This window comes from Cellulomonas sp. P2_F12 (genome assembly GCF_056403775.1).
Genome location: NZ_JBFUEV010000002.1, coordinates 370,083 through 382,880, shown reverse-complemented (window position 1 = coordinate 382,880; position 12,798 = coordinate 370,083). Strand labels below are relative to the sequence as shown.

11 protein-coding genes and 1 tRNA gene are annotated in these 12,798 nt (G+C 72.6%); 3 read left to right on the top strand and 9 right to left on the bottom strand.

What is annotated here, in order from left to right:
- Window positions 1–53 precede the first annotated feature (53 nt).
- The 3 genes from rocD to AC1DWH_RS06545 form a co-directional block, all read right to left on the bottom strand.
- Window positions 54–1,259 carry an ornithine--oxo-acid transaminase gene (rocD, locus tag AC1DWH_RS06555; protein WP_477092988.1) on the bottom strand — a complete coding sequence of 402 codons (1,206 nt, stop codon included), beginning with the start codon at window positions 1,257–1,259 and terminating at the stop codon, window positions 54–56.
- Window positions 1,256–2,101, bottom strand: a complete 846-nt coding sequence (ddaH, locus tag AC1DWH_RS06550; RefSeq protein ID WP_456847320.1) for a dimethylargininase — start codon at window positions 2,099–2,101, stop codon at window positions 1,256–1,258. The genes rocD and ddaH overlap by 4 nt, the downstream gene beginning before the upstream one ends.
- Window positions 2,102–2,206: 105 nt before the next feature.
- Entirely contained in the window at window positions 2,207–2,665 is a 459-nt protein-coding gene (locus tag AC1DWH_RS06545; protein ID WP_477092987.1) for an SRPBCC family protein, read from the bottom strand.
- 36 nt (window positions 2,666–2,701) lie between these two features.
- Between AC1DWH_RS06545 and AC1DWH_RS06540 the strand changes: the two genes are divergently transcribed.
- Window positions 2,702–3,691: an aldo/keto reductase gene (locus AC1DWH_RS06540; protein ID WP_477092986.1), complete on the top strand. Its 990-nt coding sequence runs from the start codon at window positions 2,702–2,704 to the stop codon at window positions 3,689–3,691.
- 7 nt (window positions 3,692–3,698) lie between these two features.
- Here the strand turns inward: AC1DWH_RS06540 and AC1DWH_RS06535 are convergent, their stop codons facing one another.
- The 3 genes from AC1DWH_RS06535 to AC1DWH_RS06525 form a co-directional block, all read right to left on the bottom strand.
- Window positions 3,699–4,466, bottom strand: a complete 768-nt coding sequence (locus AC1DWH_RS06535; protein WP_477092985.1) for a hypothetical protein — start codon at window positions 4,464–4,466, stop codon at window positions 3,699–3,701.
- The gene (locus AC1DWH_RS06530) at window positions 4,466–4,924 is read right to left on the bottom strand and encodes an OsmC family protein (RefSeq protein ID WP_477092984.1); all 459 of its coding nucleotides are present in this window, start codon (window positions 4,922–4,924) and stop codon (window positions 4,466–4,468) included. Before AC1DWH_RS06530 ends, AC1DWH_RS06535 begins: the two co-directional genes overlap by 1 nt.
- A 94-nt stretch (window positions 4,925–5,018) precedes the next feature.
- On the bottom strand, window positions 5,019–5,252 hold the full coding sequence (locus AC1DWH_RS06525; protein WP_456847546.1) for a hypothetical protein: 234 nt from the start codon (window positions 5,250–5,252) through the stop codon (window positions 5,019–5,021).
- Window positions 5,253–5,427: 175 nt separating this feature from the next.
- On the opposite strand from AC1DWH_RS06525, the gene AC1DWH_RS06520 reads away from it, so the two are divergent.
- Window positions 5,428–5,500 (top strand) — tRNA-Arg (locus tag AC1DWH_RS06520).
- Between the two features lie 206 nt (window positions 5,501–5,706).
- Here AC1DWH_RS06520 and AC1DWH_RS06515 read toward each other — a convergent pair.
- From AC1DWH_RS06515 to AC1DWH_RS06505, 3 genes are all read right to left on the bottom strand, one after another.
- On the bottom strand, window positions 5,707–6,303 hold the full coding sequence (locus AC1DWH_RS06515; protein ID WP_477092983.1) for a hypothetical protein: 597 nt from the start codon (window positions 6,301–6,303) through the stop codon (window positions 5,707–5,709).
- A 105-nt stretch (window positions 6,304–6,408) separates the two neighbouring features.
- The gene (locus tag AC1DWH_RS06510) at window positions 6,409–6,816 is read right to left on the bottom strand and encodes a hypothetical protein (RefSeq protein WP_477092982.1); all 408 of its coding nucleotides are present in this window, start codon (window positions 6,814–6,816) and stop codon (window positions 6,409–6,411) included.
- 68 nt (window positions 6,817–6,884) lie between these two features.
- A complete protein-coding gene (locus AC1DWH_RS06505; protein WP_477092981.1) occupies window positions 6,885–11,792 on the bottom strand; it encodes an nSTAND1 domain-containing NTPase in 4,908 nt (1,635 codons plus the stop codon).
- A 203-nt stretch (window positions 11,793–11,995) separates the two neighbouring features.
- Between AC1DWH_RS06505 and AC1DWH_RS06500 the strand changes: the two genes are divergently transcribed.
- Window positions 11,996–12,772 carry a hypothetical protein gene (locus tag AC1DWH_RS06500; RefSeq protein WP_477092980.1) on the top strand — a complete coding sequence of 259 codons (777 nt, stop codon included), beginning with the start codon at window positions 11,996–11,998 and terminating at the stop codon, window positions 12,770–12,772.
- The last annotated feature ends 26 nt before the right edge of the window (window positions 12,773–12,798 follow it).

The window sequence follows — 12,798 nt, the reverse complement described above, 5'->3', positions numbered from 1 at the left end:
GGGGCGTCCGGGCGGCCTCGCCGGGGGGTGCGGGCCGCGCCGGACGTCCGGTCTCAGCGCAGGGCGTCCGTGAGGCGGTCCGTGGCCAGGTCCAGGTCCTCCGACGAGATCGTCAGCGGGGGAGCCAGGCGGATGGTGCTGCCGTGGGTGTCCTTGGCCAGAACACCGCGGGCGAGGAGCCGCTCGCACAGCTGACGGCCCGTGAGGGGCGGCGTGACGTCCAGACCGGCCCAGAGTCCGACGCGTCGCGACGAGGCCAGCAGGCCCTCGTCGACCAGCGCGTCGAGGCGGGTGCCCCACTCGAGGCCGAGCGTCGTGGCCCGCGCCTGCAGCTCGCCGGTCTCCAGCAGGCCGATGACCGCGAGGGCGACGGCGCACGCCAGCGGGTTGCCGCCGAACGTCGAGCCATGGGTGCCCGCCGTGAGGACGCCCAGCACGTCGGCACGGCCGACGACGGCCGACACGGGGAGCACGCCACCGCCGAGGGCCTTGCCCAGGGTGACCAGGTCGGGCCGCACGCCCCAGAGCTCGGACGCGAGCGTGGTGCCGGTGCGGCCGAGCCCGGACTGGATCTCGTCGGCGATGAAGAGGACGTCGTGCTCGGTGCAGAGCGCGCGGACCGCCGGCAGGTAGGACTCCGGCGGGATCACGACGCCCTGCTCGCCCTGGATCGGCTCCAGGAGGACGGCGACGGTGGTCTCGTCGATGGCGTCGGCGAGCGCAGCCGCGTCGCCGTACGGGACCACGCGGAAGCCCGGCGTGTACGGGCCGAAGCCGCGGCGCGCGTCGGGGTCGGTGGAGAACGACACGATCGTCGTGGTCCGGCCGTGGAAGTTGCCGTCGGCGACGATGATCGTCGCGCGGTCGGCGGGCACGCCCTTGACGTCGTACCCCCACTTGCGGGCGGCTTTGATCGCCGTCTCGACGGCCTCGGCGCCCGTGTTCATCGGCAGCACCATGGGCGGGCCGGCGACCAGGGGCCCGATCAGCGCAGCCAGGCGCGCGGCGAACGGCTCCAGCAGCTCGTGGTCGAACGCGCGGGACGTCAGCGTCAGCTTGTCGATCTGCGCGTGCGCCGCGGCCGTGAGGACCGGGTTCCGGTGGCCGAAGTTCAGCGCCGAGTACCCGGAGAGCAGGTCGAGGTAGCGGTTGCCCGCGTCGTCGGTGACCCAGGAGCCCAGCCCGTCGACGAGCGTGACGGGCAGCGGGTGGTAGTTGTGGGCCAGCACCGAGGCCGGGGCCACGTCCACGAGAGTCATCGCCCGGAGCCCGACGCGGGACGGATCTCGAGCGTGCAGCACTTGGCGCCGCCGCCGCCCTTGAGCAGCTCGCTGGTGTCCACGGGGATGGGGTTGTAGCCGCGCTCGCGGATGGCGTCGGCCAGGTCGACCGCGCCGGGCGCGACGACGACGTTCAGCCCGTCGGACACGGCGTTGAGGCCCAGGGCGACCGCGTCGCGCTCGGTGGCCACGACGGCGTCCGGGAACAGCTGCTGCAGGACGGCACGCGAGCCCGCGGAGAACGCCGGCGGGTAGTACGCGATCTGCGGGTCGGCCGGGTCGCTCGACAGCACGGCCAGCGCGGTGTCGAGGTGGTAGTAGTGCGGGCTGACCAGGTCGAGCGAGATGACCGGGCGGCCGAAGAGCTCCTGGAGCTCGGCGTGCGCGGCGCGGTCGGTGCGGAAGCCGGTGCCGGCCAGGACCAGGTCGCCGACGACGAGCAGGTCGCCCTCGCCCTCGTTGGTCTCGGCGGCCGTGTGCGTGACGTAGCCGGCCTCGGCGAACCACTTCTGGTACGCGGGGCCCTCGGGCTGACGCTCGGCGTAGCGGAACTTCGCGGAGTAGACGACGCCGTCCAGGACCGTGGCCCCGTTGGCGGCGTAGACCATGTCGGGCAGGCCGGCGATGGGCTCGATCGTCTCGACGGTGTGGCCCAGGTCGAGGTACGTGTCGCGCAGCGTGCGCCACTGGCGGACGGCCAGGTCGGCGTCGGTGTACTTCGTCTTGTCCATCCACGGGTTGATCTCGTAGGACACCGTGTAATGGGTGGGCTCGCACATCAGGTAGCGGCGATCGGTACGTCCGGGGGCGGTCGGGGTCATGAAGGCTCCTCGTGGCGTGTCGTTGCTACGAGGGTACGAGCCGCCAAGGGCCCCGACCGTCATCTCGGATTGCGCGCTGGGGCCCGATCCGTTGCGCAGATTCGCTCACAGGAGACGATTCGTTGCGCGAGCCTCCCGACGAGCCTTCATCAGCGCGTACCGGACCATGCCCCCGAGGAACGGGGCGACCAGTGCCTCGGTGAGTCGGCGGGGGAGCGGGCCGGCCAGGTAGACGCTCTCGCTCCAGAAAACCCGGCTCGACGACGGCCCCGCGGCGACGACGACGATGCTCGCGTGCCCCTTGAGCACGTGCCCGATCTTGGTGAACGTGGCGACGCCCGGCTCCGCGCCGACCGGCGGGTCGAACCGGTCGATCGTCATGACGTCCTTCAGCCCGGGCAGCAGTCGCGGCCCCGAGACGGCCGTCACGGTCGTGCCGTCCACCGAGATCCGCGTCATCGGTATCCAGCGCGCGTGGTTGCGCGCGTCCGCGACCAGCTCCCACGCGGCCTGGGCCGAGACCGGGAACGACCGGACCACTGCGTCCATCGGGATGCTCGTCACCTGGCCCATCGTCCGCGCGCGGTAGCGTCGCTGTCCATGGAGAGCAGGCTGCTGGGACGCACAGGTCGAACCGTCGGGGTCGTAGGGCTGGGCTGCTGGCAGCTCGGCGCGGACTGGGGGTCGGTGAGCGAGGACGCCGCCCTGTCCGTGCTCGCGGCGGCCGTCGACTCGGGCGTGACGTTCCTCGACACCGCCGACGTCTACGGCGACGGCCGCTCCGAGAAGCTCATCGGCACGTTCCTGGCGTCGCGCGGGGCCGGCCACGGCCTGACCGTCGCGACGAAGATGGGCCGCCGCGCCGACCCGCACACCGCCGAGGCCTACACGCTCTCCTGGTTCCGCGCCTGGACCGACCGCTCGCGGGAGAACCTGGGCGTCGACACCCTCGACCTGGTGCAGCTGCACTGCCCGCCGTCGGAGGTCTACCGCCGCGAGTCCACGTACGACGCGCTGGACCTGCTGGTCGACGAGGGCCGGATCGCGTCCTACGGCGTCTCGGTCGAGACGGTCGACGAGGCGCTCGACGCGATCATCCGGCCGCACGTCGCCACCGTGCAGATCATCCTCAACGTGTTCCGCCGCAAGCCGCTCGAGGAGGTGCTGCCCACCGCCGTCGAGCACGGGGTCGGCGTCATCGCCCGCGTGCCGCTGGCGTCCGGCCTGCTGTCCGGCAAGTACGACGAGCACACGCAGTTCGCCGCCGACGACCACCGCTCCTACAACCGCGGCGGCGAGGCGTTCGACGTGGGGGAGACGTTCGCCGGGGTGCCGTTCGAGGTCGGCGTCGCCGCGGCCCGCGAGGTCGCCGCGCTCACGCCCGCCGGGTACACGACCGCGCAGCTGGCCCTGCGGTGGATCATCGACCAGCCCGGCGTCTCGGTGGTCATCCCCGGCGCGCGGTCGGCCGAGCAGGCGATCGGGAACGCCGCAGCCGCGTCCATGCCGCCCATCGACGAGGAGACGCTGGACGGGCTGCGCGGGGTCTACGACGGGCGGATCCGCCAGCACGTGCACGGCCGCTGGTAGGAGACCTCTACTCGGGGTCCCTCTGGTCCGGCACCGTCTTGCGCGACCCGAGGGCCTTGAGCCGCCCCGGCAGCCGCTTCTGCTGCGCCGGCAGGACCACCGGGTTGTCGTCGGGACCTGCCATCTCGATCACCCGGGGGAACACCAGCGGCGGCGGCCCGAACGCCTTGCGGGCGCCCGCGATGACGTTCTTGCCCAGCGCTCGCGCGCCGGCGACACCGATCACGAGGCCGATGCCGAACGGGATGATGCGGCCGACGGCCAGCCCGGTCTGCTTGGTGATCTGCGTGCGCACGAACCGCCGGGTCATCGTCGTGTTCACCTTGCGGACCGTGGCCATCGGCATCCGCGTGAGCAGCGCCCGCGCGACGCTGACGCTGGTGAGCTCGGCGCCGTCGGTGATGACCTTGCCGCCGCTGTCGCCCAGGATCGTCGCCAGCAGCAGCGCCCGCCGACGCTCGGTGTCCTCGACCTCGATGCCGTGCACGCTGGCCACCGCGAGCGCGAACGCCGCCGACGCCCCGAAGAACGTCGCGACGTCGCTCGCCGTGAGCACCAGCGCGACGCCCGTGCCGACCGCCGGTGCCGCCGCCGTCGCACCGACCGCGCCGCCGGTGCCCTGCACGACCAGCAGGTACTCCTTCTCCAACAAACGGATCAGCTGCTCGGGCGTCGCCTCGGGGTTCCGCTTCCGCAGCGAGGCGACGTGCGCGTGGATGGTGGTCGACGGGATGGTGACGGACTTGGCCAGCGCGGCCTCGACGAGGGCCGGCATCAGCGCTCCCCGGTGACCGTCAGCTGGACGGTCGCGCCGGCGTCGAGCGTGCGCCCGACGGTGCAATGCGAGTCGATGGCGCGGTGGACGATCGTGATGAGGCGCTCGCGGGCCTCGGGGTCGAGGCTGCTCAGGTCGACCACCATCTCCTCCGCGATCGCGGGGTAGCGGTCCTCGGCGTCGTCGCTCTCGCCCGAGACCTTGATGGTCACGTCGACGTCGTCGCCCAGCCGGTGGCTCAGCTTGGCGTCCGCGGCGAGCCCGCTGCACCCGGCCAGCGCGATCTTCAGCAGCTCGCCCGGGCTGAACACGTTCTCGACGCCGACGCTGCCGATCAGCACCTCGGCCCCGCGCGAGTTGCGGCCCGTGTACAGGCGCTTGCCGGTGCGCTCGACCCACAGCTGCGTGTCGCCCGCGTTCACCGTGATGTCGGGCGCTGGCTTCTGCTCCGTCGTCATCCAGCGATCCTGCCACGGGGCCCGGACACGCACAGGGCGAGCGGCGCGCCGTTCGCCAGCCGCGAATCCCGCGGTCCTGTTGGATTCTGCGCCTCTAGACGACGGTCACCCTGGTCACTGAGATGTGGGAACCCGTGAGCGCACCGTCCTTGCTGAGCGCAGCGGCCAGCGCCACGTGCACCGCGGTGCGGGCGTCCAGCCGGACCATGCCCGTCGGGACGTCCTGGTTGACGCCCATCACGGGACCGATCTGGTCGATGAGGACGTCCGCGTCCGTCACGGTCACCATGCCGGTGATCGTGAACGAGAAGCTCTCGGTCGTGCTCATCCCTCTTCATCGGCCTGCGGGCAGCACGGCTGGAGAGAGCGTCCGGGTGACCACGCCTGGTGCGCTTTGCTTCTCGGCTGCGGCCGCAGCCGAGCGGGTAGGCTTCCGACGTCCGCAGGCGCTCTCGAGGGGGCGTGCGGTACTCGCGGGGACTGTTGCGTGTGCGGGGTCCTTCGCGCCTGTAGCTCAGGGGATAGAGCACCGCTCTCCTAAAGCGGGTGTCGGCAGTTCGAATCTGCCCAGGCGCACAGTGTGTTGGTGCAGGTCAGGGCTCGGGGACTGCAGCCGGTGAGTCCGCTGGGGGGCTTGCACGGGCCTCGTGGTGGGGTGCGACGAGTAGGGGCTCCGAACCCTCCCCGCCACCAAGCTCCACGGGAAGAGCCACGCGCGGCGGATTGCGCGTGCCACGGGAGGCCCTGCGGCTCCGCCGGGGATCAGCCAGTCTCGTCAGTCTTTATCGCCGGAAGTACCCGTGCAGAATTGCCCCCGGGCGGTACGTCGAGCGGCGGCTGAATGGCCGGGCACGCCCGATCAGGCTCGCTCGGCCACGAGGCCGGAACCGTCTCGGCCGCAGCTCGAAGTGCTTCGGCATCCACGGTGAAGATCGACTCGTCCGCGCCGAGGCCAGGTCGGCGATGGCGAGCACCGGGTCTCCGGGCGGCGCCGCTGGGGTCAACCACAGGGTGCTCGACCACTCGCGGCCACCACGAGCCCCACGGGTGAGCACCGGCCGGTCTGCGGCCCGCCAATAGTTCCGGATGTAGCTCCCGGCTTCGGCGGTGGGACGTCCATCGGCGAACAGTCCCGCGTCGACTGTCGAGTGCGTGCGATCGCCGAGGTCGGGATCGATACGGCACCGCGCAGCCAGCTCGATCTGGAGTCCGGTGGTGTAGCGAGTGAGGCCGACGAGGAGGATCGCCACGTCGGCGGACCGCCCGATGACGCCCCTCGCGCCGAGAGCGGAGGGGCCTTCGTTGTCCGGCGGTCCGAGCCGGAACCCTGCCTGGGCGACGTCGTCCGCGTCGCCGGAGAAGGCCAGGGCCGAATGCATGACCGTGACACTTGTCCGCAAACGTCAGCGGGTCAACGGGTTTTGGTCGTCGCGGCCACCAGACCGCCGGCAAGCAGGCACGAACGTGGAGGCGAAACCTGGGGGTCAACTGAGCAGGTCCCCCCAGCGGACGTCCACCTCGATGAGCAAGAGCACGCGTCCATCGTGGCTGCGGTACTCAGAGATGCTGCCGTAAGCCTTCTTCGTGCGTCGGATGGTCGGCCGGCCAGCGGCGACCATGCGAGTCACCTCGGCCTCGTCGAACCATCGGAGGGCGCAGTAGCCGCCGCAGCCGCAATAGTCCCAAGCAACCTGCGCGCCGCCAGCCGCAGCCTCGAACGCGGCAGCGGATGAGATGTCGCTTCCGGTCTTCGAGTAGACGCGTCCGCCCGGGGCGACCACCGACCCGTCGGCGTGGATGCCGGGATCGTGCGAGTCCGGCACGGGGGCCGCGGGTGTTGCCGTGACCACGTCCACGATCTCGCGGAACGAGGGCTGACGGCGCGCGACCACGGCGCCAGTATTGCCAAGTCGGTCCGCCGAAGCGGTTCGTTTTCGATCGCCGACGGCCGGAGACGCCCCTAGGGCCCAGGGCACGTCGGTGCGTACGGGAGGTTGGGCAGCACGGCGCCCCACTCTGCCGGACTCAGATTGCGCCCTGCGACCGCGCAGGCCTGTTCGAGCAGGGCCTGCGGGGAGATCGCCCAGAGCTGCACGCCCCCGTCCTCGGTCAGTGTCACGACGGCTCGGCCGTCGTCGCGGGTCGCGACGGCCACGTCCGACCGGGAGGGCACCGCGCTCAGGGCCAGGGTCATCCCGGTCGCCGCGCCGGGGTCGACATCCCAGACGGAGGCGGTACCCGCGCTCCCGACGACGACGGCGCGGGAGTCCGGCGTGAACGCCAGGGAGTCGACGCCGCCGCCCTGCACCGCGGGCACCGTCCGACGGACGTCCCACGTCGCGGTGTCCCACACGACGACCCGCCCGCTCTCCGACCCGCCCGCCAGCCACCTCCCGTCGGGCGAGAAGCCGAGCGGAGCGACCGCGAGGTTCTCCCCGCCAGGGGGCACGAGCTCCGTCACGAGCGCGCCGGTCGCCATGTCCGCGATCTCGACACCCCCGCCGACCACGCCGACGGCGACGAGGTGTCCGGTCTCGTCGGGCGCCAGGGACACGACCGCCGCCCCAGCCTCGTAGTCCGCGCGGCCGGCCGCAGGCAGTCCGCTCTGCACGTCCCAGACGGCGACCGACTGCGCGTCGGCTGTGACGAGCGACCGGCCGTCGCCGGAGAAGGCGGGCGTGGGGGCGGAGAAGTCGGCGATGAGGTGGATGGCGCTCGGAAGGACGCGTCGGCTCGCGACGTCGACGACCTGGATCTCGGCTCGAAGGTTTGCGGGCCACTGCACCGTGAGGAGCGCGGCATAGCGACCTGCCGGGTCGGCGACGACCCGGGCAGGAGAGCCGGTCACCTTGACCGGAACCACGGACGTGGTTGCGGCACCCACGTCCACGAGCTCGAGGGCACCCCCCTCCAGATAGCTCACGGCCAAGGACCCATCGGCGGACAGTGTGCGATCGGCGGCGAGGAACGGTCCGAAGCGCTGGGCCGGCGTGGGTTCGCTCGCCCGTCTGACGACACCGCGCGTACCGGTGAGGTCCCAGACCACGACCGCCCCGTCGAACCCGCTGGCGTACAGGCTCGCGCCGTCTGCAGAGTGGACGACCTGGCTCACCGTGCCTGAGTGCCCGCGGAAGATCGAGCGCTGCTCGAGGGTCGCGGCGTCCCAGAGGACCACCGTGCCCTCCGTGGTGGCGCCGACGAACGAGGACCCGTCCGGTGCCCAGTCGAGGTCCACGAGCCCGACGGCGGGATCGGACGGCACGGCTCGGCGGACACCTGTGACGAGATCCAGATGCTCCACGGGTCCCGGCGTGTGCGCGAGGACCAGGGCGGTCCCGGCAGGGTTGATCGAGACGACCGCGCCGCCGCTCACGTCGGACGACCAGACGACCCGGCCGTCGTCGGCCGACCAAGCAGTCACCCGGCCCGACGCCTGCGGGTCGGCGGAGGCCATGAAACGGCGTCCGGCGGACGCGTCCAGGGCGGTCAGGTCGGAGAGCGTGGCCTCCAGGCCCGCGACCTCCGCCATCTGTCCCGTGCGGACGTCCACCTCGCGGATCAGCCCGTCGATGCCGACGGTGGCCACGGTCCGCCCGTCGGCGGTGAAGCGAGCAGAGGTGATCCCCGGGCCCTCCCACGTCCGCACAGTGGGCGTCGGCATGTGGTCCAGGTCGACGACCATGAGCTGCTGCAGGAAGCCGTACCTCTCGGCATCCACCGGGATACCGACGACGGCGATGTATCGCCCGTCCGGGCTGAGGTCCAGCGAGCTCACCGCGAGCTCCGTCAGGCCCGGCACGGTCGAGGTCTGCGCCCCGGTCGCGAGGTCCCACACGAACACCGTCCCGGCGCTCCCGAGCGCGGCCAGGGTCTGCCCGTCCGCGCTGACGGCGAGGGCCTGCAGCCGCCGACCGGTCGAGTACATCGCCGTGGCTTCCGGGCTGCGCTGCACGGTCCGCAGCAGTGCGGCCTGCGACTGCGGCGATCGGTCGGCCCGGTAGGCCTGCGCCGCGTACAGCAGCGCGAGGTCCCAGCGGTCCTCGCCGAGCGCCGCCGCACGCAGGGCACGCACGTCCGCCGCCACGGCGAGGCGAGCCGACTCGCTCCGCCGGTCGACGGCGACCCATCCGGCGCCGAGGGCGAGCAGCAGGACGACTGCCAGGCCCGCGGCCAGAGCCTGGAGTCTCCTGTGCGACCTTCTGCGGCCGGCGGCGTCGGCGTCTGCCGCGGCGGTGCCCGCACGCAGGAAGTCCCTCTCGAGATCGGTCAGGTCGTCGCCGTGGGCCGCCTCGAAGTCGAGGGCAGCCGCCAACCGCTGACCTCGGTACAGCTCGCCCGGATCGCGAGCGGAGCTGTCCCAGGCCGCTGCCGCCGGAACCAGGTGCCTGCGCATGCGGCGGCCTGCGTCGTCGTCGTCGAGCCACCCCCGCAACCGCGGCCACTCCCGTAGCAGCGCCTCGTGCGCGACCTCCGCGTGGGTGGCCGAGACCGTCAGGAGGCGCCTGGCCGCCAGGGTCTCCAAGGCCGTCCGTGCATCGGGATCGTCGTCGACGGACAGCTCGGACAGGGCAACCCGCCGCCGGACGGGCTCGCCGGCGTCGTCGACCTCCGCCAGGCGCAGGAGGATGCGCCGAGCGTGGGCCTGCTGGGTGGGCGTCATCGGCGCGTAGGCGGCTTCCGCCAGCCGCGCGACCGCAGTCCGCACGCCACCGCTCACCCGGTAGTCCGCGAGCGACAGGCGTCGGCCGTCGCCGCGCTCCCACAGCGAGAGCAGCGCGGTGGACATGAGAGGAAGACCGCCCGGTTCCCCCACGACGTCGTCGGCGATGGTCGCAGCGAGGCCCGGCTCGAGCGTCAGGTCTGCCGCCGCGGCCGGGACCTCGACCGCCTGCCGGAGCTCCTCGGCCGACATCGTCCCGACCAGCACGGTGTTCGCCGCGAGGAGGTCTGCGAGCTCGCGGTGCACCACGACCCGAGCGAAGTAGTCGGACCTGATCGCGGCGACGACCGTGACGTCGTCCCGCTCGGCGGCGGCCGTGATCCACTGGGCGTACCCGGTCTGCTCCTCCGGCGGCAGCACCGTGAACAGCTCCTCGAGCTGGTCGACGACGAGCAGAGTCCGAGGCCCACCGGCAGGCGGCAGGTCCGGCGCCTGACGCGACGGCGTCGTCACCACGACGTGCCACCGCTCGCTGCCCGGGAGCAGCCCGCCGTTGATCGCGGGCACGACGCCGGCCCGGACGACCGACGACTTCCCGCTGCCCGACGCACCCACGACCGCGAGCAGCCGCGCGTCCACGAGTCGTGCCACCAGCCGCGCGACGAGCGGCTCACGCCCCGCGAAGTACGGTGCGTCGTCGACGTCGTAGTACGCGAGGCCCCTGTACGGGCACAGGCGGCGCCGGGAGTCCGGGATGGCGTGCGCTTGCCGGAGCGACCGCAACCGGGTCAGCTCGATGACCCCGTCCGCGACCTCCGCGCGAGACTGCGCGAGCTGTCGTCGTGGATCGGCAATCGCCTGCGCGCTGGTCCCGATGCGTTCGGCCAGAAGCTTCTCCCCGTATCGGCTCGCGGCCGCGTGCAGGTGCAGCGGGACGCCGGCGGAGGCGACGACCTCCGCCGCCGCGAGCGCCTGCGCGACCGCAGCCCGGGGTACATAGAGCTCGACGAGCTCGGTCGCCTCCGCCGAGCTCAACGGCACCAATGGAAGCCGGTCGGGGAAGAGGTCGGCGAGGACAGTGGCCTGCTCGGGGGAGAGCTCGTCCCAGACGCAGGCCCCGACTACCAGTGCCGGGCGCACCCGGGCAGTCACCGCCTCCGACAGCTCGACGAGGTCTGCGACGGATGACCGCTCCAGGCCGTCGAGCACGAGGAGGACGGGCGCGGCCCCCGGGTGCGCCCCGATCTGGGACGGCTCGTCGGCGACCGTCCCGCCCGCCGCCCGGACGCGCCGCGCGGCCTCGGCCAGGAGCCGCGTCTTGCCCATCCCGTGCGGACCGGTGACGAGGATCCGCACGGGGGAGCCCGCCGCGGCCCGGCCGTACGCCTCGTCGAGCAGCGCGAGGTCCCGGGCGCGTCCGACGAACCCCGGTCCGAGCGGCGTGTTGCGTCGTGACCTGGAGGCGTGGGCGGGACCGAGCAGCCGCGGGTCGTGCGCGAGCACCAGGGCCTGAAGGTCCCGCAGCTCGTCCCCGGGCTCGACGCCGAGCTCGTCGACCAACGAGTCTCTCGCGCGCTGATAGGTCCGCAGCGCATCCCCCTGCCGGCCGGACCGGTACAGCGCCGTCATCAGCTGCGCCCAGAGCCGCTCACGAAGCGGGTGCTCGCTCACCACGACTTCGAGCTCGGCGATCAGGTCTGGTCCTTCGCCGACGTCGAGCTCGGCCGACGCCCTGTCCTCGAACGCCGCCAACCGCAGCTCGTCGAGCGCTCGGCGCTCGGCGACGGCGAACGGCGCGTCGAACTCGGCATACGCGTCGCCTCGCCACAGCCCGAGCGCCTCGCGCAGGCTCCCGACCGCGAGCTCCGGTCGTCCGACCCCGAGCTCACGGTGGCCTCTGCCGACCAGAGCGCGGAAGAGCTCGGCGTCGACCTGCGCCGGCTCGATGGAGAGGACGTAGCCGGGTCGACGCGTGACCAGCGCGGTCGCGACACCGTCGGGCAGGGCGCGGCGCAGCCGGGAGACGTAGGTCATGACGGTGTTGTCGGCCCCGCCCGGGGGTCGTTCCCCCCACAGGCCTGCGGTGATCGCGGGGACCGAGAAGACGCGGCCCGGGGCGGTGAGCAGGAGAGCCAGCAACGCCCGTTCCTGCCGACCGCCGACCTCCAGGCGGTTCGTGCCGGTCCAGACCTCCAGCGGACCGAGCACGCGGAAGGCCGTCGCGGCGTCTCTCGACGACGCGTGCGGTCGAGCCGAACTTCCGCTCGTGCTCATCTCCTCCCCAGCGTCCCGCGCGGTGACGAGCAACAGCAAGGCCGGTCGACGGACCGTCGACGGATCGTCAGAGAACCGTCGGGACACCGCGGCAGCGTCGGAGGTGCCCATTCGCGCACCACGTCAAGGAGGACGTCATGTCGCACACGATCCGGATCGACCGTCGGCACCGCGGGGTGCCGGCAGCTCGGCGCCCGCAGCCCCCGCAGGGGCGATCGAGGACGTACGCACGAGCCGCGGTCACCGTGGGGACGGTGGTCCTCCTGGTGGCGACCGGCTGCACTGCGCAGCCGCCAGAGCCGGCGGAGTCCGAGTCTGCACCGGCCGTCCCTCTGCTCGAAGCCCTGCCGGACGGCGAGCTGGTCCCCCCGGGCAGGTACGTCGTCAGACCCATCGACGCACCGGCGTCCGCGCCCCTTGCTCCCGTGCTGTACGTCCCCGCGGGCTACTCGAACATCGCAGGAACGGGAGTCACCGCCGAGGGCTTGGTGTCCGACAACGCGGTCTGGCTCTGGGACATCCAGAGCGTCTACACCCACCCGTGCGACGCGAGCGGCTACCCCGAGACCGTCGGACCCTCGGTCGCCGACCTGGCCGGAGCGCTGGCCGCCCAGCCGATGCGCGAGGGCACCGACCCGGCTGCCGTCACGATCGGTGGCTACGACGGGTTGTACGTCGAGCTCTCGACGCCCGACGACCTCGACTTCACGACCTGCCGTCAGGGCTACTTCCACAGCTGGCCGGGCCGCTCCCAGCGGGACGGCGGGCAGATGGACCTGCTCTGGATCCTCGACGTCGACGGCCAGCGCATCACCTTCGACGTGTCCTACCCGCCGACCGCGACACCCAGTCAGGTGGACCAGATGAAGGAGATCGTCACGGGCGCGACGTTCACCCGACGGGAGGGCGCCTGACAGCCGTCGACGAGAGCGCCGTCTCG

Excerpts from the sequence above, each read along its gene's own strand:
- AC1DWH_RS06525 (WP_456847546.1), bottom strand. The coding sequence starts at position 5,252 with ATGAGCACGACCGAGAGCTTCTCGTTCACGATCACCGGCATGGTGACC.
- AC1DWH_RS06515 (WP_477092983.1), bottom strand. The coding sequence starts at position 6,303 with ATGCATTCGGCCCTGGCCTTCTCCGGCGACGCGGACGACGTCGCCCAG.
- AC1DWH_RS06535 (WP_477092985.1), bottom strand. The coding sequence starts at position 4,466 with ATGCCGGCCCTCGTCGAGGCCGCGCTGGCCAAGTCCGTCACCATCCCG.
- AC1DWH_RS06530 (WP_477092984.1), bottom strand. The coding sequence starts at position 4,924 with ATGACGACGGAGCAGAAGCCAGCGCCCGACATCACGGTGAACGCGGGC.
- ddaH (WP_456847320.1), bottom strand. The coding sequence starts at position 2,101 with ATGACCCCGACCGCCCCCGGACGTACCGATCGCCGCTACCTGATGTGC.
- rocD (WP_477092988.1), bottom strand. The coding sequence starts at position 1,259 with ATGACTCTCGTGGACGTGGCCCCGGCCTCGGTGCTGGCCCACAACTAC.
- AC1DWH_RS06540 (WP_477092986.1), top strand. The coding sequence starts at position 2,702 with ATGGAGAGCAGGCTGCTGGGACGCACAGGTCGAACCGTCGGGGTCGTA.
- AC1DWH_RS06500 (WP_477092980.1), top strand. The coding sequence starts at position 11,996 with ATGTCGCACACGATCCGGATCGACCGTCGGCACCGCGGGGTGCCGGCA.